We start from the raw sequence: 20,628 nt of genomic DNA on the forward strand, positions 1-20,628 counted from the left end.
GGAGCCCGACGCCTGGGCGCTGGGCCTGGCGGCCGTGCCCGTCGCCGACTACGTGACGGCCTATCACGACGAGATGGAGGCGCTGAAGGCCCTGGCCGACACCCCCGGCCGGTAGGGCGCGGACGCCGCGTGCCGCCGCATCACCACGCACCCGCACCCGCACCCGATCCCGCACGGCGGGCTCGGGCGCGGGCTCGGTACCGCATTCACCCCGACGCACCACACCCGCCGGGTTGGGCAACGAACACCGCGCCGTCACACCGCGCCCGGCCAACAGGCCACCGGCACCGCACCGGCACGCCACCCCCGGCCGACAGGCCACCGGCACCGTGGTCGCCGCACCCCCGGGCCGGTTCCGGCGCGGGCGGTCACCGCGACCCGGCGCGCGGTCGCCAGTCCGGGCGCAGGGCGCCCAGCGGGCCTCGCCCGGGGCTGGCGGCCGAGCTGCGCGTCGTGGTCGCCGCACCACCGCGCCGGTTCCGGCGCGGGCGCCGCGCGCTCACGCCGCCCGCGCACCCGGGCATCGCGCCGAAGCGCCCGGCTCGGCGCCGGATCCTGCCCCACCGGCCGAGCCCGCACAGCCACGTCCTCGCCGGACGGCGAGCGGCTGCGCCGTGCGCTCTGCCGTTGCACGATGAGGGAATGCTGCTGGCCGAGATCGCCCGGGTGTCCCGCGAGGTCGCCGCGACGAGCGCGCGGTCGCGGAAGACGGCGCTGCTGGCCGATCTGTTCCGGTCGGCCGGTCCCGGCGAGGCGCCGACCGTCATCGCCTACCTGGCGGGGCGGCTGCCGCAGGGCCGGGTCGGGATCGGCTGGAGCGTCCTGCGGGACGCCCCCGCCCCGGCCGCCGAGCCCACCCTGACCGTGGAGGACGTGGGCCGGGCGGTCGACGCCGTCGCGGCCGTCGCGGGCAAGGGCGCGCAGGGCGAACGCAAGCGGCACGTCCACGCGCTGATGGGTGCGGCGACCGAGGAGGAGCAGCGGTTCCTGCGGGGGCTGTTCGGCGGTGAGCTGCGTCAGGGCGCGCTCGACGCGCTGGCCGTCGAGGGGCTGGCCGCGGCGGCGGGCGCCCCGCCGGCCGAGGTGCGGCGGGCGGTGATGCTCGGCGGGTCGACGGGCGCGGTCGCGCGGGAGCTGCTGGCGCGGGGCCCCTCGGCGCTGGCGGACTTCCGGCTGGAGGTGGGCCGTCCGGTGCTGCCGATGCTGGCGCACACCGCCAAGGACGTGGACGAGGCCGTGGACCGGCTCGGGCCGTGCGCGGTGGAGGAGAAGCTCGACGGCATCCGGGTGCAGGTGCACCGGGACGGCACACGGGTGCGGGTCTTCACCCGCACGCTGGAGGAGATCACCGAGCGGCTGCCGGAGCTGGCGCGGGTGGCGCGGGAGCTGCCGGTGACCCGGGCCGTGCTGGACGGTGAGGTGATCGCCCTGGACGGCGAGGGCCGGCCGCGGCCGTTCCAGGAGACCGCGGGCCGGGTCGGCTCCCGGCGGGACGTGGCGGGGGCCAGTACGGCGCTGCCGCTGTCGCCGGTCTTCTTCGACCTGCTGGCCGTGGACGGCCGTGACCTGCTGGCGCTGCCGGTGTCCGCGCGCCACGCGGAGCTGGCGCGGGTGGTGCCGGAGCCGCTGCGGGTGCGGCGGCTGGTGGTGGCGGACCCGTCCGCCGAGGGGGTGCGGGCGGCGGCGCGGGAGTTCGCGGCGGAGGTGCTGCGGCGCGGCCACGAGGGGGTGGTCGTCAAGGGCCTCGACGCCCCGTACAGCGCGGGGCGGCGCGGGGCGTCCTGGCTGAAGGTCAAACCGGTGCACACCCTCGACCTGGTGGTGCTGGCGGCCGAGTGGGGGCACGGCCGGCGGACGGGCAAGCTGTCGAACCTGCACTTGGGGGCGCGGCGCCCGGACGGGTCGTTCGCGATGCTCGGCAAGACGTTCAAGGGGCTGACGGACGCCCTGCTGGCGTGGCAGACCGAGCGGTTGCGGGCGCTGGCGGTCTCCGACGACGGGTTCGTGGTCACCGTGCGGCCGGAGCTCGTCGTGGAGATCGCCTACGACGGCCTCCAGCGGTCCTCCCGGTACCCGGCGGGGGTGACGCTGCGGTTCGCGCGCGTGGTGCGGTACCGGGAGGACAAGACGGCGGCCGAGGCGGACACGGTGGAGACGGTGCTGGCCGCCCACCCGGGCTCCGGCCCGCCGCCGGACGGCCCGGAGTGAGCCGCCGCCCCGGGCCGTCCGGCGGGCGGGGGTGCCTCAGCGGTTGACGTTCACCGTGCCCGGGCACAGGCGGCGCGGTTCCTTGTCGCCGCGCAGCTTCGCGTCGACGCACCCCCCGGGCAGCCCCTCGTGGGCGGTCGTGCCGAAGTTGGCGGTGACGGTGAGGGTGCCGTCACCGAAGACGGTGCGCTGGACGGTGCGCTCGGGGTTCAGGGTGCGGAAGCCGGTCATGGCCTCGGTGCCGGCGGCCTCATGGAGGGGTTTGAAGTACTTCTGGAGCGCGGCGAGTTCGCTGCCCCGCTCCTTGATGGACGGCCCGTCGAGGACGAAGTTGAGGGGGGTGTTGTAGAGCATCGCCAGCAGGGCGCGGGTGGTCTTCTGCTGCGGCAGCTTGTCGTAGGACAGCTCCCAGCGTTCGGTGTTGACGAGGGAATCGTGCAGGGCGGTCTCGTAGAGCGGGACGCGGTAGGCGGGGTCGTACATGGCCTTGGCGACGGCGGCGGGCAGTTCGGCGGGCTTGAAGAAGATGCCCGGGGCCTTGGCGGGCGTGTAGCCGCCCCACTTCTCCTTGTCCTTCTGGGCCTTCCAGAGGCCGTCGGCGACGGGGGTGCCGGAGCCGTGGTCGAAGGCCAGCACCTGGTTGGACCAGGCGCCCGCGGACTCCGAGCCGAGGACGAGGCGCTGCTCGCCGGACAGGCGCTTCATCCGGGCGAGCCGGTTGGCGCGGTCGCGCCCCTGGTCCATGGGGTGGGCGGTGCTGTGGTCGCGGAACAGCTCGCCGGCGGCGTCGACGTCGAGGAAGTAGCTGTCGGCGCCGTTGGCGGTCATCTTCTTGGTGCGGTCGGCCAGGTAGTGCCGGGTGGGTTCGGCCTTCTCGAACGCCTCGGAGCTGAGGTAGCAGCCGCGGTCGTGGAAGCCGGGGACGGGCTTGCCGTCGGCGCCCTCGACGCAGAAGTCGGGGTAGACCTTGTCGGGCCAGGCGGAGGTGGGGGCGTCGGAGGTCTTGGGGTCCTGGCCGTTGGCGAAGGAGTCGTACGGGCCGGCGAGGTACCCGGCCTTCTTGGCCGCGGTGACGGCGGCGGCGTCCATGGGCTTGTCGTCGGCGTCGTAGCCGAGCCACATGCGGTCCACGCCGAGCGAGCGCAGGGCGCGGACGCCCTCGGCGGTGCGGGCATCGCCCCAGGTGTAGGCGTGGAAGGCGCCGAGGAGTTTCTTGGTGGCCGGTACCGCGGCCATCTTGGCGCGCAGGCTGCCGAGCTGCCCGTGCTGCTTCAGCCAGGAGCGGTAGTCGAGGGCCGGGGCGACCGGGGAGCCGTCGGTGAGGGCGAAGGCGACGGTGTAGTCGGTGGTGCCCTCGGCGCGGGAGAAGCGGTGGGTGGCCGTCGTCAGCAGCCGGCCGTGGTCGGAGGCAGGGCGCAGGGAGGTTCCGATGTCGGTGGGGACGAGGTAGCTGACGCCGCGGCCCCCGACCGTGTAGCCCCACAGGGGCATGGTCAGCGCCGAGGACATGTCGAGGTCGCTGCCGGCGAGCTGGGCGTCGGGCCCGTTCCAGAAGGGGTCGGCGACGGGGAGGGAGAGCCCCTCGCCGCGCGGGAGCTGGAGGGCGGAGGCGGCCCGGTCGGTGCCGGTGACGGGCCAGGACAGGCTGCGGTCGGCGGCGGCCGTGGAGCGCACGGAGACGAGGAGCCGGCCCTGGTCGGCGCGGGCGGTGACGGTCAGTCCGGTGCCCGGGTACGTCCAGCGGGCGCCGTCGGCGGTGGCCGTCACCGGGGACGGGGCGCCGGGCGCGGTGGCGGCGGGGGCGGACAGCTCCACGGCCTGCCCCGCACCGGTGCGGGCGGTCACCCGCAGGGAGGTGGTGTCGACGGTGGCGGTGCCGCCGCGGACGGGGATGTCGACGAGGTGGCCGTGGACCCGGGCGGTCTGCGCGGGCCGGGGCGCGCCGTGGGCGGGTGAGGCGAGAGTGACGCACGGGAGGCTGACCGCCAGGGCCACCGCGGCGGCGCGGACGGTGCGGTGGGAAGTGAAGGAGTGCATGGGGTAGTTGATAGCGGGCTGATCTAAGAGTGTTCTAAAAACCCGTCCCGGCACAGGCGTAGGGGCCGGTGCGTGCGACCGGCGGTACGCCCCTGCTGCTCCCGCGTTCGGTGAACCGCTCCTTCTGCAAGCGGAGTTCCCGCAGGACAGTCACTCCATGGGCGCGCCGCGCCCGGGTGTGCGCGAAGGAGACGGTTGACCATGTCGCAGGAGCTCCACGCCTCCGTGTCCAACGAGCCCGACCCCCTGGCCGCTGCCACCGAACCCGGTTCGACCTTGGAGGAGCCCTCCACCGGGGCGGGGGACGCGCCGGTGCCGGCCGGTGACGACGGCGTCGAGCGGGTCGGCGGATACCGGCTGCCGGACCCGCCGGAGGCGGCCGCCCGGGCGGTGCGCGACATCGGCGAGGCGTCGTACGGGCCCCCCGCGGCGGGGCCGGAGGCCGTCCACCTGCCGGACGACCGGGTGCAGATCACCGACACCGGCGTTTACCCGTGGCGGGTGCACTGCTTCCTGGAGATCACGGCGGCGGACGGGTCGCACTGGATCGGGACGGCGTGGTTCATCGGCCCGCACACCCTGGCCACCGCCGGGCACGTGGTGCACGTCAAGCACAGCGGTGTGCCGGGCCGGGACGGCTGGGTCCGCAGCGTCACCGTCTGGCCGGGCCGCAGCGGCAACTTCAAGCCGTACGGCCCGGTGGTCGCCACCAGTTTCCGCTCGGTCCTGGGGTGGACCCGCGACGGGAGCGAGGACCACGACTACGGGGCGATCGTCCTGCCCACCGACCTGGGGAGCACGACCGGGTGGTTCGGCTTCGGCGCGTGGTCCGACGCGGATCTGCTGCAGGTCGTCGGCAACATCTCCGGCTACCCGGCCGACAAGCCGTACGCCACCCAGTGGTACGACGCGCGGCGCATCGACTCGGTGGGGCCGCACAAGGTGTACTACGACATCGACACCTTCGGCGGGCAGAGCGGCAGCGCCGTGTACCGCCTCGTCAACGGCGGCCGCTACGGCGCGGCCGTCCACGCGTACGGCGGCGGCCGGGTGAACTCGGGGACGCGCATCACCACGCCGGTGCGGGACAACTACGCGGCCTGGAAGGCGTGAGCGCCCCCGCGGGGGTGATCTCCGGAGTGGTCAGGGACGCCGCGGGCGACCCGGTCGCCGGGGCCCGCGTGGCCTTCACCGACGGCCCGCGGCCACTGCCCGACATCGCGGCCCTGACCGACGGCGAGGGCCACTTCTCCCTGGCCGCCCCGGCCGAGGGCACCTACACCCTGGCCTGCCGGACGGACGACGGCACGGCGAGCGCCGCCGTCCACATCACCGGCCGGGGCCTGCGCCCGGCGGGGGCGGTGGTGGAACTGCGCCTGGGCTAGGCGAGCTCGACAAGCCCCCGTGCGGCACAACCACGCCCCAAAGGGGCGCGGGGAACTGCGCGCCCAGCCCCCACGCACCCGCAGATGACGCACCCAGCCCCAGCACCAGCGACGGCAGCGGAGCGCCCAGGCGGAGCCGCCACGGTCACCCCCGGAACAGCTCCAGCAAGTCGGCCCGGCCGAACACCCCCGCGGCCTCGACCGCCGACGGCGCCCCCGCGTCGGGGTCGGCGCCGTGCGCGAGCAGGACGCGGACGACCTCGTCCTCGCCCTTGAAGACGGCGCCGGCGAGCGGCGTCTGGCCGCGGTCGTTGGCCCGGTTCGGGTCGGCGCCGCGCTCCAGCAGGGCCAGCACCGCGGCGGTGTGCCCGTGGTACGCGGCCAGCATGACGAGCGAGTCGCCCCGGTCGTTGGTGAGGTTGGCGGGGACGCCCGCGTCCACATAGGCGGCGAGGGTGTCGGTGTCACCGTGTCGGGCCAGGTCGAAGACCTTGCTCGCGAGCTGGAGCATCTCGGGGTCGTGCGCGGGCTCGGTTTCGGGGGTCTGCTCGGACATGGTGTGCGGTCCTCCGGGTTCGGCGTCTGGCGGCGTGTCGGTCGGTGCGGATCCAACCCTACGTACGGGCCCCGGGAAGGGAACCCACAGGCGTCGCACAGCGCGTCGGGGGCCGGGGCGGGCGCGGCCGTCCGGGTGAATCCCCGGCCCCGGCCGCGGCGTCCCGACGGGGCCCGCCGCGGGCGCGTGGTGATCGTCGCGGAACCGCTCCTGAGGCGTGTTCAAGCGGTTCACCCTTTTCAGATCGTCAGCACCTCTCACAACGAATCACCTGATTTGAACGTGGCAAAGCCTCTTCTCTGCTTTTGCCTTATTAATACTTTCTGTGAGGCTTGAGGGACTCGTGGTGACTGTCCCGACCACACAGGAGAACGTCATGATCCTTTCCATCTCCGGCGTCATCATGTTCGGTGTCGTCGCCTTCCTGTTCTTCCGCAAGGACGGCCTCAAGGCGTCGCACGGCATCGTCTGCTCCCTGTTCGGCTTCTACCTCTCGACCACGGCCCTCGCGCCCAGCATCAAGGCGGGCAGCGCGAGCCTGGCCGGGCTGCTGGGCGGTCTCAAGTTCTGACACCGCCCCGCACCCCGCGCACCGACAACAGGAGACCGATGTGGGCCGGCGCCCCCTCCCCAGCACCCTGACCGACAGCACGCCGATCGCGCGCGGGCGAGAGCTCGCGCGCTGTGCCGCCGACAACGCCGCCGACGTGTTCCACCCGCTGATCGTCATCGCCCGCGGGCTGCGCGCGTTGGCCGCTGCCGGAGGACGGCGCTGGGCCCGGCTGCCCAAGGACCGGCGGGGGCCCACCCTGCTGCTGGTGGCCTCCTGCGCGGCGATCGTCGCCCTGGTGCCCTACGGCCCGGCGCTCGCCGTGATCAGCCTGATGGTCGCGGGAGCCTGGGCCGGCCGGGAGCGCGCCCCCCGGGCCGCGGCCCCCGACGGCGAGGCGCAGGAGCGGCTCCAGGTGCTCTACGAGTCCCTGGTGCCGTACCTGTCGGTCCCGGAGGACCCGGATCCGCTCTACGCGCACGGGGGCGGCTGGGAGAAGGCGTTCACGGGGCACTCCTTCGACGACAACGGCCGGCTGGTCTCCCTGCGGCTGCGCTACCCCGCCTACTTCACCGACGGCGAGGCCGCGTCGCGGGCCAGGATCGAGCAGTTGCTCAAGGTCAAGGCGGGGCGCGGCCGGGAGTACCGGTTCGACTGGGACGAGGAGGCCAACCGCCTCACCCTCAGCGCACTGCCCCCGCTGCCCACCGACATCTGCGCCCAGCGGTTCGTGACGGCACCCGGCGAGACCGTGCTCGGCTTCACCGACCCCTCCGCCGTCCAGCGGACCCTGCCGGTGATGGACGCCGACGGGACCCGCGACGAGCCGCCCGTCGTCTGGCGCACGGGACCGCGCTCCACGGAACCCCACCTGCTGGCCCTCGGCCTGCCCGCGGGCGGCACCACCACCCTGCTGCGCTCGGTCGTCCTGCAGGCCCTGCACCACGGCGACGCGCTGATCATCGACGGCAGCGGCACGGGCGAGTACGCGTGCCTGCGCGGCCGGGAGGGCGTCCTGGCCGTCGAGTCCTCCCCCGCGGGCGCCCTGGCCATCCTGGAGTGGGCCTCCCACGAGACGGAGCGGCGGCTGGTCACCGCCAACTACGCCCGCCAGCAGGGGCGCCCGGCTCCCGAGGACATCCGCCGTCCCCTGTGGATCGTCATCGACCGGCCCACCGCGCTCAGCCACCTCGCCGCCGGTGAGGGCCGGCCCGACCCGCAGGGGCTGCTGGACGTCCCCCTGCGGCACGGCCGGGGCGCCAACGTCACGGTCGCCGTCGGCGAGCACTTCGAGAACGCCGGACTGCTCGACGGGACGCTGCTCGCGCACACCCGCGCCCGGGTGATCCTGGGCCCGGTCGCGCCCGAGCAGGTCCGTGCCGCGCTCGGCGCGCCGCCGCACACCACCCCGACCACGGACGTGCCGCCCGGCCGCGGCTACGCGCGCCTGGGCTCGGGCCCCGTCCACCGGCTACAGGTACCGGCCACCCCGGACCCCTACGACGAGGACACCACGGACGCCCAGCGGCAGGCGGTCCTCAGGCTCCTCCCCGAGCCGGACGCGCCGGTGCCGTACGTGCCGGAGCACCACCACGGCGCGCTGGAGGTCCACGCCGACGAGATCTACACGGTGGAGGTCCCCACGGACGACCTCCCGACGGGCGCCCTGCCACCGGAGGACTTCGCCTTCGGCTGCCCCGCCGACGAGGCGGCCCAGGGGCCCCGCACGGCCGCGTACCCACCCGGCGGGAGCCCGCTCCAGGACGAAACGGGCGCCGCCCCATACCCTCCTGGCGAGAGCCCGCAGCCGAACGAAACAGGCGCCGCCCCATACCCACCGGCCGAGGACTTCGCCCCGGCGGCCGCGGCTTCGGCGGGCCCGCCGGCGCCCGGCGACGACCTCCGGGACGGGGACCGCGCCACCGCGCACGCCGGCGTCATTTCTGACGAGTGCTCAGCCTTGTGCCCCCCGGACGACGTGGACCCCACAGGCAACGCACGGGACTGGACCGCACCCCCGGACCACGTCCCGGCACACACCGGCGGCGAGCCCGCGCACGACGGCCCCCCGGACGGAGAACACGTCACCACTCCCGCGAGCGGCGACCACCCCACCGACGACCCGCCCGCCTGGCCTCCGCCCCCGGAGGGCCCGCCGGCGCATCTCTACGCTGAGCCCCCGCACGACGGCCACCCGGACCGGGAACACGTCACCGCACCCACCGGCGGCGCGCCCGTGAGCGGCCATCACCCCACCGGCAACCCACCCGCTTGGCCCCCGGCGCCCGAAAACCTGCCGGTGTACGGCGGCGACGAGCCCCCGTACGACGACCGCCCGGACCGGGACCGCGCCGCCGCGCACACCAGCGGCGTTCCTGACGAGCCCCCGGCCCCGCGGCCCGCGGGTGACCAGGCCCCTACCGGCAGCCCACCGGGCCGGACCGCACCCCCCGAGCACGTCCCGGCGCCCACAGACCACGAGCCCCCGCCCCCCGAAGCCCCGCCCGCACATCCCTGCGCTGAGACGCCGCACGCCCACCCCGCCTCTGACGGGCACTCACCCGCCGTGCGTCCCGCCACCGGGCCCCTCGGCTGGCCCCCGCCCTCCGCGGTCATCCCCGTCGACGCGGTCCCTCCGGAGGAGTTCCTCGGCACGGACGTCTCCCCCGAGGACCCGGCCGTCGCCGAGGGCGCCCCCGGCGACACCGCGGTGCGCGTTCAGGCCACGTAGGTCCGCGGGACCTCCACCGCCGCCGTCGCGCCGCTCGCCACCAGGCGGGCGGCCTCGGCCAGGCGGGCCGCGGCCTCCTCCGCGACCGCGCCGGTGACGGTGAACGGGAGCCGGACGAAGCCCTCGAAGGCGCCGTCGACGCCGAAGCGCGGGCCCGAGGGCACCCGCACCCCCAGCCGCTCCCCCGCCTCGGCGATCCGCGAGCCCGACAGGCCCCCGGTGCGCAGCCACAGCGTGAGCCCGCCGTGCGGGACGGTGAACTCCCAGCCGGGCAGGTGGCGGCGGACCGCGGCGACCAGCGCGTCGCGGTTGTCCCGCGTCGTGGCCCGCCGGATGTCGATGGAGGCGTCCCAGCCCTCGGTGGTCAGCAGCCAGGTGACGGCGAGCTGTTCGACGACGGGCGTGCCCAGGTCCGCGTAGGCGCGGGCGGCGACCAGGCTGCGGATCACGTCGGGGGCCGCCCGCACCCAGCCGATGCGCAGCCCCGCCCAGAACGACTTGCTGGCCGAGCCGACGGTGATGACGGCGCTGCCCGCGGGGTCGAAGGCGCAGACGGGGCGGGGCATCTCGACGTCGGGGTCGAGCAGGAGGTCGGACATGGTCTCGTCGGCGATGAGCACGGTGCCCGCGGCCCGGGCGGCCTCCACCAGCTCCCGGCGCTGCTCTTCGGGGGCGAGGGCGCCGGTCGGGTTGTGGAAGTCGGCGATGACGTAGGCCATCCGGGGGGCGGCGTCCCGCAGGACCTGGCGCCAGGCGGGGATGTCCCAGCCGGCGAGGCGGTCGGCCATCGCGACGGGCACCAGCCGGGCACCGGCCTCGCGCATCAGCTGCAGGACGTTGGCGTAGGACGGGGACTCGACGGCGACCCGCTCGCCGTGGCCGGCCATCAGGCGGCAGATGGCGGCGACGGCCCCCATGGCCCCGGTGGTCACCATGATCTGCTCGGGCATGGTCGGGATGCCGCGCGCGGTGTAGCGGTCGGCGAGCGCCTGCCGCAGGGCGGGCAGGCCGGCGGGGTAGTCGCCGTGGGTGTGGGCGTAGGGCGGGAGCTCTTCCAGGGCGCCCTGGAAGGCGCGGGTCAGCCACGGCTCGGGGGCGGGCAGGGCCGCGCAGCCCAGGTCGATGACGGAGCCGGCGGCTTCCGGCGGCAGCGGGTCGAGGCCCCGGGTGGGCAGGGGGTTCCCGGCGGGCACGGAGGTCCAGCTGCCGGCGCCGCGCCGCGATTCGAGGAAGCCCTCGCCGCGCAGCGCCTCGTAGGCGGCGGCGACGGTGGTGCGGCTGACGGCGAGGGCGGCGGCGAGCTCGCGTTCGGCGGGCAGCCGTGCCGCGACGGGGACGCGGCCTTCGAGGACGAGCAGCCGGATGCCGTCCGCGAGGGAGCGGTAGGCGGGCAGCCGGCGCCCGCTGAGCGGGGTGACGCCGCCGTGACCGTCGCGCGTGTGCTGGGAACCGAGGAGGCGGGCGAGCTTCTGCGCTCCCACCGAAGAAGTCCACTGACTCATCTTTACGGTCCACCTTCCCGGGATTGGCCATGGATCTTCGTTCGACCCGGTCCACAGACTGTCATGCGGCAGGCCACTGGCACCAGTGGCTGCCGTCGTTCGGCACTACCGGTACTGCTCTCAGGAGGATCCATTGTCCGCGTCAGGGGGGACTCGGCTCGCCCGCCGTCTGGTCCAGTTGTACGGCGGGCTCGCGCTGTACGGGGTGAGTGCGGGGCTGCAGTTGCGGGCGGGGCTCGGGCTCGCGCCGTGGGACGTCCTGAACCAGGGCGTCGCCCGCCATACGGGCATGTCGATAGGGACGGCGTCGATCGCGATCGGCGCCCTGGTCCTGCTGCTGTGGATCCCGCTGCGGCAGCGGCCGGGGCTCGGGACGGTCTCCAATGTGGTGGTGATCGGCCTTGCGCTGGACGCGACGCTGGCCCTGGTGCCCGCCCAGCCCTCGCTGTGGGTGCGCATCCCGCTGCTGGCCTTCTCGGTCGTGCTGTGCGCGGTGGCGACGGGCCTGTACATCGCGCCCCGGTTCGGCCCGGGCCCGCGGGACGGCCTGATGACCGGGCTGCACCGGCGCACGGGGCGCTCGCTGCGGCTCGTGCGGACCTGCCTGGAGGTGACCGTTCTGGTGACGGGCTTCGTGCTCGGCGGGAGCGTGGGGGCGGGCACCGTGCTCTACGCGCTGGCCATCGGACCGCTGTCGCAGGTCTTCCTGCGCCGCTTCGCGCCGCCCGGCGCGAACCCGGCGCCGAAACCGGTTCCGGCGCCCTCCCGGGCCCCCTCGGAAACAAGCGGAACGGCGGCCACCAAGGGGGTCGGGCCGGCCGCGGCGCGCGAAGTTCCGGACCTGGTTTAGGCAAGGGGGAAGCGGGCCGGTAGTGTACGCCTTCGACCCACCGGACGGACCGTTACTGCGCGCTAAACCGACAGAAACACAGGGTGACATCCGTTGCCAGATGTGACAAAACGGGCGCTGGTGGGTACAACAAGGGGCGGCACGACGGGCGACGCATGTCCCTACAACGGGAATCTTCACCGCCGACCGGACGTTGACCGGATGACGACGACAGCGACACCTGTCCTGTGGGCGACCAAGCCCGGGAGGCACGATTCATGAGTGAGCGAGCTCTCCGCGGCACGCGACTTGTGGTTACCAGCTACGAGACCGACCGCGGCATCGATCTGGCCCCGCGCCAGGCGGTGGAGTACGCATGCCCGAACGGGCATCGATTTGAGATGCCGTTCTCGGTAGAGGCCGAGATTCCGCCGGAGTGGGAGTGCAAGGCGTGTGGCGCCGTTGCTCTCCTGGTGGACGGCGATGGTCCTGAGGAGAAGAAGGGCAAGCCCGCGCGTACGCACTGGGACATGCTCATGGAGCGGCGGACCCGCGAGGAGCTCGAGGAGGTGCTGGCCGAACGGCTGGCCGTCCTTCGCTCCGGTGCCATGAACATCGCTGTGCACCCGCGGGACAACCGCAAGTCCGCCTGACGGCGGCAGAGAGAAGATCGCACGGACAAAGGGCCCGGGCCACTGCGTTTCAGCAGTGGCCCGGGCCCTTTCCGTCGTTCCTCCCCCGTGGTGCCGGTCCCCGTGGTGCCGGTCAGCGCGGCGGCAGCTGCGGGTCGTCGTGGCGCGGAGCGCGCGCCTCGTCCTCCCGGACGACCTCGCCGGGGACGACCTTGCCGTCCGGGCGGTGCATACGGGCCTGCTGGAAGGCGTCCCCGAGGCCCCCGGGGGTGAACCCGGGGCCGAAGGCCTTCGCGCGCGTCAGCCGCCTCTCCAGGCCCTTGCGGACCAGGGCGCGGGTCGGCGGGAAGAGGCAGAGCAGCCCGGCCGCGTCCGACAGCAGCCCCGGCAGCATGATCAGCAGCCCGCCGAGCATCGTCAGGCCGTTGCCGCCGCTCTGCCCGCCCTCGGGCTCCGCGACCGCCCCGCCGGGCTGCAGCGACACCGTCAGCCGCTTCCAGGCGCGCCGCCCGGCCCGTTTGACGACATACGCGCCGACCAGCAGCCCGCCGGCCAGCAGGGCGAAGACGGTGAGGCCGCCGGCCGCGCCGGCGACCACCGTCAGCAGCCAGATCTCCAGGACGACCCAGACCGCCACGGCCAGCGGGAGGAACCTGCGGGCGCGGCTCCGCTTCGGCGGCCGTCCGTCCGTGGTCTGTTGTGCTCCGAACGTCATGCCTCAAGTGTGCCTGGGGCGCGGCGGTCCGCGCGGACCCGGGGTCAGCCCCGGCCGAGCGCCTTGCCGACCCGGGAGCCGACGCCCCACGACGTGACCCGCCACAGCGCCTCCGCGACGATGTCGCGGCTCATCTTGCTGTCCCCGAGCTCCCGCTCGACGAAGGTGATGGGAACCTCCACCACATGGAACCCGGCCTTCACCGCGCGCCAGGCCAGGTCGACCTGGAAGCAGTAGCCCTGCGAGGCGACGTCGTCCATGCCCAGCCCCTCCAGCGTCTCCCGGCGGAAGGCCCGGTAGCCGCCGGTGACGTCGCGCAGGGGCACGTCGAGGAGGAGGCGGGAGTACGTGGAGCCGCCGCGGGAGAGGATCTCGCGGGACTTGGGCCAGTTCACGACCCGCCCGCCGGGCACCCAGCGGGAGCCCAGCACGAGGTCCGCGCCCTTGAGGGCGGTGAGCAGCCGGGGCAGTTCCTCGGGCTGGTGGGAGCCGTCGGCGTCCATCTCCACCAGGACGCCGTAGCCGTTCTCCAGCCCCCAGCGGAAGCCGGCGAGGTAGGCGGCGCCGAGCCCCTCCTTGCCCTTGCGGTGCAGCACCTTGACGTGGTCGTCGTGCTCGGCGAGCTCGTCGGCCAGCTTGCCGGTGCCGTCGGGGCTGTTGTCGTCGGCGACGAGAACGTGCGCCTCCGGTACGGCCGACCGCACCCGGGCGACGATGGGCTTGATGTTCTCCGCCTCGTTGTAGGTCGGAATGATCACCAAGGTCGTGCCGAGCGGACCGTATCTCCGCTGCCCACCGTCGTTCACTGCTGCCCCTTCTCCTTCGGCTCGTCCGTGCGTGCCCGACGACTGATCAGAAGCGCGGCCGCACAGGACAGAACGCCCACCATAGCGAGCGCCCATTCGGGCGCCGCACCGGCGCGGTCGGCGACGGTCGTGGCGTCCCGCAGCGGGAGGCGCGCGCTGATGACGTCCCGGGTGAATTCCTCGCTCCGCTGCACCACCTCGCCGTCCGGGGCGACCACCGCGCTGATGCCGCTGGTGGCCACGGTGACGACGGCCCGGCCGTGCTCGACGGCCCGCAGCCGGGACATGGCCAGCTGCTGCTCGGGCTGGCCGGTGCGGCCGTAGGTGGCGTTGTTGGTCTGCACGACGAGGGCGCGGGCGCCGGCCTTGACCGTGTCGCGGACGATCTCGTCGTAGGCGACCTCGAAGCAGATGACGTCGCCGAGCCGGGCCGGGCCGACCTTCAGCACCCCGGTGTGGTCACCGGGGTAGAAGTCGCGCTGGACGCGCTGGAGCCGCGTGATGACCTTGCTCAGCTGGTCCCGGAACGGCACGTACTCGCCGAACGGCACCGGGTGCTGCTTGGTGTAGGAGGCGCCGGGCCCGGTCTTCGGGTCCCAGACGATGCCGTTGTTGTCGACGTAGCCGCTCTTGCCGGGGTGGTCGACGAGCGCGCCGACGAGGACGGGCACGCCGACCGCCTTGACGGCCTCCTCGATGCGGTCGTACGCCTGCGGGTACTGGAAGGGGTCGAGGTCGGAGGAGTTCTCCGGCCAGATGACCAGGTCGGGCTTCTTCGCCCGGCCGGCCTCGATGTCGCGGGCCAGCTGGAGGGTCGCGTCGACGTGGTTGTCGAGGATCATCATCGGGCGGCCGAGGAAGTCCATGCCCGGGTTCTGGACGTTGCCCTGGACGAGCGCGACGTCGACGAAGTCGTCGGCCTCGGTGGGCACGGGCACGGCGAGCCCGGCGAGGGTGACGGCCGCGGCGAGCGCGACGGCCTCGACGCCGGGCAGGGCGGCGCGCACCGAACCGGCCCCCCACGGGCCCCGCCGCAGCTGCCACGCGGCGGCCGCGCCGCAGGCGAGGAGCCCGCCGGCGAGGGCCACGGCGAAGGTGACCAGCGGCGCGCCGCCGAGGGCGGCGAGGGGTGTGAAGGGCGATCCGGTGTTGGCGAAGGCGAGCCGGCCCCAGGGGAAGCCGCCGAACGGCAGCCGGTCGCGGGCCAGCTCCTGGGCGACCCACAGGCAGGCCCCCCACAGCGGCCAGGCGGGCAGCCGGGAGGCCAGGGCCAGGGCGGCGCCGAGAACGGCCAGGAACAGCGCCTCGATCGCGGAGAGGCCGATCACGGCGTCGTAGCCGACGACACGGAGCCAGCGCAGCAGCAGGAAGAAGAACGGCAGCCCGAAGGCGAAGCCCGTCCACGCGCCCTGGCGGGCGGTGCGGCCCCGGGTCAGCAGCCCCAGCGCGGCGACGGCGGCGACCGACAGCGGCCACAGGTCGTACGGCGGGAAGGACGCGGCGAGGGCGACGCCCGCGAGGACCGCGAGCCCGGTGCGCGGCGCCTCGCGGCGGGCGAGGCGGGCCAGGCGCGCGAAGCGCCCCGCCGGGGCCGCGGGCCGTGCCTCTGCGGGCTCGGCGGGGCGCTCGGCGGAGTCATCGACGAGGCTGCCGGCAGGGGCTGCCGCCTGGGGGACGCCGGCGTGCGGTGCGCGGGGGCCGGGCCCGTCCGGCTGCTCGGCGGCTCCGCCGCCCGTGGCGTCGGCGGTGGTTTCGGGACCCGGGGGCACGGTCGCGCCTTCCTGCAGCTGAGCGGTGATGAGCTGACCGTACAACGCGTCCGGGCCCGTCCCCGTCTCCGGGTCCGCGCAGCCGCACGGTACGCGCCATCGGCGAATGGGGGCCCGGCGTCCTTCGGGCCGGCCTGGGATCCGCTGGCTGCGGGTCGCCCGAGAACCGTTGTCTACTGAACGTCCGGGCCCCACCCGGGTCGCACCTGCCGGCCTGGCGGAACCGTCCCTCGCCCCCGTGCGCTGGACCTGGCTGCCAGTGGGGTGTGCGCTGCGGCGCACCGCCCCATGGCCCAGCTGCGTTCGACGACTGTGTGGAAGTTCACCGGCCGGACGTCCTGTGGTGGACTCCGCAGAACCTACCGGCCGCCGCCCGCACCCTGTCAACACCGTGCCGACCTGGGCGGTTATCTCAAATGAGCAGGTCAGTACGGCGAGTGGGCCGGCGCGGCGACAGGCCGACGGCACGTCGTTCGGCGGTACGCGACACCCGCGGCATCACTCGTTCGGACGCTCGTACACCGTGTGCCCGCCCACGACCGTGCGCAGGCAGACCGGCAGCGGGGTGCCGGGGGTGAGATCGGGCAGGCCGGGGGTGCCGGAGCGGGGGTCGGTGGACCAGCTGGCGACGCGGTCGTCCGGCACCTGGACGACGAGGTCGCCGGACTCCCAGACCGCGTAGTCGGCGGGCGCGCCGGGCACCAGGACCCCGCCGTCGTCCCGGCCGACGGCCCGCCAGCCGCCGCGGGTGTGCGCGGTGAAGGCGGCCCGGACGGAGATCCGGTGCTCGGGCGTGCGGTGGAAGGCGGCGGCGCGCACGGTGCCCCAGGGGTCGAGGGGGGTGACGGGGCTGTCGGAGCCCAGGGCCAGCGGGACGCCGGCGCGCAGGAGGGCCGCGTAGGGGTTGAGGGTGCGGGCCCGCTCGGCGCCCAGGCGCTGCGCGTACAGGGCGCTCTCGCCGCCCCAGGCGGCGTCGAAGGCCGGCTGGACGGAGGCGGTGAGGGCGAGTTCGGCGAAGGCGGCGATGTGCTCGGGGGTGAGCATCTCGGCGTGCTCGACGCGGTGCCGGGCGGCCCGGACGCGGGCGAGGCCGAGGTGGTCGGCCGCGGCCCGTACGCCCTCGACCACGGCGGTCAGGGCGGCGTCGCCGATGGCGTGGAACCCGGCCTGGATGCCCGCCTCGGTGCAGGCGGTGACATGGGTGGCGACGGCCGCCGCGTCGAGGTGGGCGGTGCCGGTGTGGCCGGCGTGCGGGCCGTCGGCGTAGGGCTGGTGCAGGCACGCGGTGTGCGAGCCGAGGGCGCCGTCCACGAAGAGGTCGCCGGCGGCGCCGATCGCGCCGAGCTCGCGGACGCGCTCGGCGTCGTTCGCGGATGTGAGGGCTTCGGCCCAGTAGCCGACGACGCGGGGGCCGGGGCGCTCGGCGGCCAGGCTCAGCAGGCCGGTGAGGTCGTCGGCGCCGGAGATCTGCGGACCGGCGCATTCGTGCAGGGAGCCGATGCCGAGGGAGGCGGCGCGGTCGAGCGCCGCGGCTTGCGCCGCGGTGCGCTGGGCGGCGTCGACGCTGTCGTGGGCGGCGGCGCGGACGGCGTGGTGGGCGGCGTCGGTGAGCGGCGCGTCGGGGGTGTATCCGGGCAGGTCACGGATGCCGGGGACGAGGTCGAGGAGGGCGGTGGTGACGACGGCGGAGTGCACGTCGGCGCGGGTGAGGTAGAGCGGCCGGCCGCCGGTGGCCTCGTCCAGTTCGCGGCGGGAGGGGTGGCGCCGCTCCGGCCAGACGCTGGCGTCCCAGCCGTGCCCGAGGAGCACCCGGTCGGCGGGGCGGGCGGCGGCGTGGGCGCGTACCCGCTCCAGGGCCTCGCCGAGCGTGCGGGCCCCGGCCAGGTCGAGGCCGGTGAGCGCGAGGCCGGTGGCGGTGGTGTGCACATGTGCGTCCGTGAACGCGGGGGTGACGAGCGCGCCCCGGAGGTCGACGACCTCGTCCACGCCGTCGGCGAAGGAGTCCGCCGCGCCCTCGGAGCCGACCCAGGCGACGCCGCCGCGCTCGACCACCATCGCGGTGGCGAAGGGGTCGGCGGGGCTGTGGACGGTGCCGTTGCGCAGGAGGAGGGTGCGGGGCATCTCAGGGCGCTCACTCATGGGGTTCAGTCTGACCCCCGCGCCGCCCCGCGGCCCCACCGGGGCCGGGTCAGCCCACGCGCGGCGGGCGCGCCTCGTACGGGGTGGACAGCACGATCGTGGTCCGGGTGGAGACCCCGGCCAGCGACCGGATGTGGGCCAGCAGGTGCTCCAGCTCCAGCGGGGTGGCGACGCGGACCTTGAGGATGTAGTTCTCGTCGCCGGCGACGCTGTGGCACGCCTCGATCTCCGGGATCTCGGCGAGCCGGTCGGCGATGTCGTCCGGGGCGCTGGGGTCGAACGGCTTCACCGAGATGAACGCCGTCAGGGGCAGCCCGACGGCCTCGGGGTCGACGACCGCCGCGTAGCCGCGGATGACGCCCCGCTGTTCGAGCCGGCGCACACGCTGGTGCACCGCCGAGGTGGACAGGCCCGTGGCCTTCCCCAGGTCGGTGTAACTCATCCGCCCGTCCTTGACGAGCAGTTCCACGATTTCTCTGTCCAGCTCCTCCACGCGGATCAACCTACTGGGTCGCGGGCGGCCCCGGGACGGTCGGCGGCCCGTCCGCCCGCGCAAGTCATGTGACGAACAACACGCCTATGCACCCGTGTCCTGACGGGTGCGGCGATTACCGGACGCATCAGACGGGAAGTGCTTGGTGTGGTCGAGGCCGAGGTGCCTGGCCGGCCCATCCGAGGGGGAGAAAGACTATGCCCAGCCTGGAACGCCTCAATGAAGGCGACGGCAGCCCGTACGAGCCGTATGACATCACCGCGATGTTCCGGGTGACGTGCCCGGACTGCGCGCGTCCGATCGCTCTGCTCCCGGAGGAGGACGTCCTCCCCGAGCACGCGCTGTGCCCGTCCCCGTGGAACCCGTTCGGCCTCACGGTCTGCCCCGGCGCCGGCCGCGCCGTGGAGGAGGCCGCTCCGGTGGACGCCGCGCAGGGCGCCCAGGAGTTCGACGCGGCCCTGATGGTCACGCTGCCCGAGACGCTCGACTGGCGCACCCAGCCGTTCTCGCACGTCGGCGGCCCCGGCTCCCGCCCCGTGGTGCCGGAGATGCGCCGGGCCTGCTGAAGGGGCCGTAGCGCCACCGGGTGGGGGATCACTTGCGGTGGCAGACGAACTGCCGGCTGCCGTCGTCGCCGGTCTGGATGACGGCGCTGGTGCACCCTTCGGGGCACCGGGGCGGCGCGGCGTAAGAGCTGCGCTGCCGCTCCGGAGGGTGCCGGCAGGTCGGGCAGTACCACAGCGGTACGTAGGGGTATGTGACGTCCCACCACATCGCGTGACGGCAGCGGGGGCACCTGACCAGAGGAGCCTTTCTCCGACCGGTGTTCATGGGGGAATGGTCCCGCGGCGGACGCCCGGTCGCCCGGACCGGGCACGCGGGTCACCCGATCGGGTTCCCCGCCGTGTCGCCGGACTGACGGCCCGGCGACGCCGCGGAGCCCGTCAGCGGGACTCGGGCCCCGCCAGGTGGCGGGCCACGACCATGCGCTGGATCTGGTTGGTGCCCTCGACGATCTGGAGCACCTTGGCCTCGCGCATGTAGCGCTCGGCGGGGAAGTCTGCGGTGTAGCCGTAGCCGCCGAGGAGCTGCACGGCGTCGGTGGTCACCCGCATCGCGGCGTCCGTGCAGAAGAGCTTGGCCATGGCCGCCTGCTTGGAGAAGGGCAGGCCCGCGTCGCGCAGCCGGGCGGCGGAGAGGTAGAGCGCGCGGCCGGCCTCGATCTGGGTGGCCATGTCCGCGAGCATGAAGCGCAGGCCCTGGAAGTCGGCGAGCGGGCGGCCGAACTGCCGCCGTTCGGCGACGTACGCCAGCGCTTCGTCGAGGGCGGCCTGGGCGACGCCGGTGGCGCAGGCGGCGATGCCGAGGCGGCCGGAGTCGAGGGCGGAGAGCGCGATGGCGAAGCCCTGTCCCTCCTCGCCGATGCGCCGCGCGTCGGGGATCCGCACGCCGTCGAGGTGGATCTGGGCGGTGGGCGAGCCCTTCATGCCCATCTTCCGCTCGGGCGGGGCCGCCGAGAGCCCGGGGGCGTCGCCGGGGACGAGGAACGCCGTGATGCCGTGGGCGCCCTCGCCTCCCGTGCGGGCCAGGACGGTGTAGAAGTCCGCGACGCCGCCGTGGGTGATCCACGCCTTGGTGCCCTCCAGGGTCCAGGTGTCGCCGTCGCGGGTGGCGCGGGTGCGCAGGGACGCCGCGTCGGAGCCGGCGGCGGGCTCGGAGAGGCAGTACGCGCCCAGGAGGCCGCCGCCGAGCATGGCCGGCAGGTACTCGGCCCGCTGCTCCTTCGTGCCGTAGCCCGCGAGGGCGTGGCAGGCGAGGGTGTGCACGCTGACGCCGAGCCCCACGGTGAGGCGGGTCGCGGCGAGTTCCTCGAGGACCTGGAGGTAGACCTCGTACGGCTGGGCACCGCCGCCGTGCTCCTCGGCGTAGGGCAGGGCGAGCAGTCCCGAGGCGGAGAGCAGCCGGAAGGTCTCGCGCGGGAAGTGCCCGGCGTCCTCCTCCGCGGCCGCGTGGGGCTCGATCTCCCCCCGCACGAGATCGCGGACGAGCGCGATGAGGTCGCGGGCTTCCTCGGTGGGCAGCTGACGCTCCACCGGCTGCGGGCCGTGGTCGGTCATGGCGGCGCTCTCCTCCCTGTCGGGCGCTGCGACGGTGCGGCGCGCAAGGGTGTGGCGCCGCCGTCGGTGGTGCCCGGCTCCATCATCTCCCACCGGGTCTCGGCACCGGATGACCTGCGGCCGTGGCGGGTTGGAGTATGCCTGATCAGCGGCCTGACG

At 74.8% G+C, this 20,628-nt stretch carries 17 protein-coding genes and 1 pseudogene; 8 read left to right on the forward strand and 10 right to left on the reverse strand.

All coding sequences use genetic code 11. The features are described from left to right. The first annotated feature begins 642 nt into the window (after window positions 1–642). Window positions 643–2,208 (forward strand): ATP-dependent DNA ligase, encoded by a 1,566-nt coding sequence (locus ABZ951_RS00005; RefSeq protein ID WP_344095237.1) that lies wholly within the window; start codon window positions 643–645, stop codon window positions 2,206–2,208. 36 nt (window positions 2,209–2,244) lie between these two features. Here the strand turns inward: ABZ951_RS00005 and ABZ951_RS00010 are convergent, their stop codons facing one another. Beyond that, complete coding sequence (locus ABZ951_RS00010; RefSeq protein WP_344095233.1) at window positions 2,245–4,245, reverse strand: glycoside hydrolase; 2,001 nt, start codon at window positions 4,243–4,245, stop codon at window positions 2,245–2,247. A gap of 201 nt (window positions 4,246–4,446) precedes the next feature. On the opposite strand from ABZ951_RS00010, the gene ABZ951_RS00015 reads away from it, so the two are divergent. Together ABZ951_RS00015 and ABZ951_RS00020 are read left to right on the forward strand one after the other, a co-directional pair. Then, on the forward strand, window positions 4,447–5,358 hold the full coding sequence (locus tag ABZ951_RS00015) for an endopeptidase (protein WP_344095231.1): 912 nt from the start codon (window positions 4,447–4,449) through the stop codon (window positions 5,356–5,358). Then, on the forward strand, window positions 5,355–5,630 hold the full coding sequence (locus ABZ951_RS00020; protein ID WP_344095229.1) for a carboxypeptidase-like regulatory domain-containing protein: 276 nt from the start codon (window positions 5,355–5,357) through the stop codon (window positions 5,628–5,630). The genes ABZ951_RS00015 and ABZ951_RS00020 overlap by 4 nt, the downstream gene beginning before the upstream one ends. A 145-nt stretch (window positions 5,631–5,775) precedes the next feature. Here ABZ951_RS00020 and ABZ951_RS00025 read toward each other — a convergent pair whose 3' ends face one another. Further along, complete coding sequence (locus tag ABZ951_RS00025) at window positions 5,776–6,186, reverse strand: ankyrin repeat domain-containing protein (RefSeq protein ID WP_344095227.1); 411 nt, start codon at window positions 6,184–6,186, stop codon at window positions 5,776–5,778. Between the two features lie 376 nt (window positions 6,187–6,562). Here ABZ951_RS00025 and ABZ951_RS00030 point away from each other — a divergent pair, with 376 nt between their 5' ends. Together ABZ951_RS00030 and ABZ951_RS00035 are read left to right on the forward strand one after the other, a co-directional pair. After that, the gene (locus ABZ951_RS00030) at window positions 6,563–6,757 is read left to right on the forward strand and encodes a hypothetical protein (RefSeq protein ID WP_344095225.1); all 195 of its coding nucleotides are present in this window, start codon (window positions 6,563–6,565) and stop codon (window positions 6,755–6,757) included. Window positions 6,758–6,797: 40 nt separating this feature from the next. Next, window positions 6,798–8,288: pseudogene (locus ABZ951_RS00035) on the forward strand (hypothetical protein); the annotation flags it as partial. A 1,166-nt stretch (window positions 8,289–9,454) separates the two neighbouring features. Here the strand turns inward: ABZ951_RS00035 and ABZ951_RS00040 are convergent. After that, window positions 9,455–10,969, reverse strand: coding sequence for a PLP-dependent aminotransferase family protein (locus ABZ951_RS00040; protein WP_344095223.1), 1,515 nt, complete (start codon window positions 10,967–10,969; stop codon window positions 9,455–9,457). A 133-nt stretch (window positions 10,970–11,102) separates the two neighbouring features. Here ABZ951_RS00040 and ABZ951_RS00045 point away from each other — a divergent pair, with 133 nt between their 5' ends. Both ABZ951_RS00045 and ABZ951_RS00050 read left to right on the forward strand, forming a co-directional pair. Further along, complete coding sequence (locus ABZ951_RS00045) at window positions 11,103–11,819, forward strand: hypothetical protein (protein WP_344095221.1); 717 nt, start codon at window positions 11,103–11,105, stop codon at window positions 11,817–11,819. Window positions 11,820–12,076: 257 nt separating this feature from the next. Beyond that, on the forward strand, window positions 12,077–12,451 hold the full coding sequence (locus tag ABZ951_RS00050; protein ID WP_087929069.1) for an RNA polymerase-binding protein RbpA: 375 nt from the start codon (window positions 12,077–12,079) through the stop codon (window positions 12,449–12,451). A 112-nt stretch (window positions 12,452–12,563) separates the two neighbouring features. On the opposite strand, the gene fxsA is transcribed toward ABZ951_RS00050, so the two are convergent. The 5 genes from fxsA to ABZ951_RS00075 form a co-directional block, all read right to left on the reverse strand. Further along, complete coding sequence (fxsA, locus tag ABZ951_RS00055) at window positions 12,564–13,145, reverse strand: FxsA family membrane protein (protein ID WP_344095218.1); 582 nt, start codon at window positions 13,143–13,145, stop codon at window positions 12,564–12,566. A 44-nt stretch (window positions 13,146–13,189) separates the two neighbouring features. Further along, entirely contained in the window at window positions 13,190–13,951 is a 762-nt protein-coding gene (locus ABZ951_RS00060) for a polyprenol monophosphomannose synthase (protein WP_344095216.1), read from the reverse strand. Beyond that, on the reverse strand, window positions 13,948–15,720 hold the full coding sequence (lnt, locus tag ABZ951_RS00065; protein ID WP_344095214.1) for an apolipoprotein N-acyltransferase: 1,773 nt from the start codon (window positions 15,718–15,720) through the stop codon (window positions 13,948–13,950). The genes ABZ951_RS00060 and lnt overlap by 4 nt, the downstream gene beginning before the upstream one ends. Before the next feature lie 498 nt (window positions 15,721–16,218). Further along, window positions 16,219–17,859, reverse strand: a complete 1,641-nt coding sequence (locus ABZ951_RS00070) for an amidohydrolase (RefSeq protein WP_344095212.1) — start codon at window positions 17,857–17,859, stop codon at window positions 16,219–16,221. A gap of 49 nt (window positions 17,860–17,908) precedes the next feature. Next, window positions 17,909–18,352 (reverse strand): Lrp/AsnC family transcriptional regulator, encoded by a 444-nt coding sequence (locus ABZ951_RS00075; RefSeq protein WP_087929064.1) that lies wholly within the window; start codon window positions 18,350–18,352, stop codon window positions 17,909–17,911. A 197-nt stretch (window positions 18,353–18,549) separates the two neighbouring features. Here ABZ951_RS00075 and ABZ951_RS00080 point away from each other — a divergent pair, with 197 nt between their 5' ends. Next, a complete protein-coding gene (locus ABZ951_RS00080; RefSeq protein ID WP_344095208.1) occupies window positions 18,550–18,918 on the forward strand; it encodes a hypothetical protein in 369 nt (122 codons plus the stop codon). Window positions 18,919–18,946: 28 nt separating this feature from the next. Here the strand turns inward: ABZ951_RS00080 and ABZ951_RS00085 are convergent, their stop codons facing one another. Next, a complete protein-coding gene (locus ABZ951_RS00085; protein WP_344095206.1) occupies window positions 18,947–19,126 on the reverse strand; it encodes a hypothetical protein in 180 nt (59 codons plus the stop codon). A gap of 170 nt (window positions 19,127–19,296) precedes the next feature. Then, the gene (locus ABZ951_RS00090) at window positions 19,297–20,469 is read right to left on the reverse strand and encodes an acyl-CoA dehydrogenase family protein (protein ID WP_344095204.1); all 1,173 of its coding nucleotides are present in this window, start codon (window positions 20,467–20,469) and stop codon (window positions 19,297–19,299) included. Window positions 20,470–20,628 lie beyond the last annotated feature (159 nt).

Origin of the sequence: Streptomyces sp. NPDC046215 (assembly GCF_040646215.1) — a bacterium.
Taxonomy (GTDB): domain Bacteria; phylum Actinomycetota; class Actinomycetes; order Streptomycetales; family Streptomycetaceae; genus Streptomyces; species Streptomyces stramineus.

Excerpts from the sequence above, each read along its gene's own strand:
- ABZ951_RS00030 (WP_344095225.1), top strand. The coding sequence starts at position 6,563 with ATGATCCTTTCCATCTCCGGCGTCATCATGTTCGGTGTCGTCGCCTTC.
- ABZ951_RS00005 (WP_344095237.1), top strand. The coding sequence starts at position 643 with ATGCTGCTGGCCGAGATCGCCCGGGTGTCCCGCGAGGTCGCCGCGACG.
- ABZ951_RS00010 (WP_344095233.1), bottom strand. The coding sequence starts at position 4,245 with ATGCACTCCTTCACTTCCCACCGCACCGTCCGCGCCGCCGCGGTGGCC.
- fxsA (WP_344095218.1), bottom strand. The coding sequence starts at position 13,145 with ATGACGTTCGGAGCACAACAGACCACGGACGGACGGCCGCCGAAGCGG.
- ABZ951_RS00080 (WP_344095208.1), top strand. The coding sequence starts at position 18,550 with ATGCCCAGCCTGGAACGCCTCAATGAAGGCGACGGCAGCCCGTACGAG.
- ABZ951_RS00040 (WP_344095223.1), bottom strand. The coding sequence starts at position 10,969 with ATGAGTCAGTGGACTTCTTCGGTGGGAGCGCAGAAGCTCGCCCGCCTC.
- ABZ951_RS00025 (WP_344095227.1), bottom strand. The coding sequence starts at position 6,186 with ATGTCCGAGCAGACCCCCGAAACCGAGCCCGCGCACGACCCCGAGATG.
- ABZ951_RS00050 (WP_087929069.1), top strand. The coding sequence starts at position 12,077 with ATGAGTGAGCGAGCTCTCCGCGGCACGCGACTTGTGGTTACCAGCTAC.
- ABZ951_RS00070 (WP_344095212.1), bottom strand. The coding sequence starts at position 17,859 with ATGAGTGAGCGCCCTGAGATGCCCCGCACCCTCCTCCTGCGCAACGGC.
- ABZ951_RS00090 (WP_344095204.1), bottom strand. The coding sequence starts at position 20,469 with ATGACCGACCACGGCCCGCAGCCGGTGGAGCGTCAGCTGCCCACCGAG.
- ABZ951_RS00015 (WP_344095231.1), top strand. The coding sequence starts at position 4,447 with ATGTCGCAGGAGCTCCACGCCTCCGTGTCCAACGAGCCCGACCCCCTG.
- ABZ951_RS00085 (WP_344095206.1), bottom strand. The coding sequence starts at position 19,126 with ATGTGGTGGGACGTCACATACCCCTACGTACCGCTGTGGTACTGCCCG.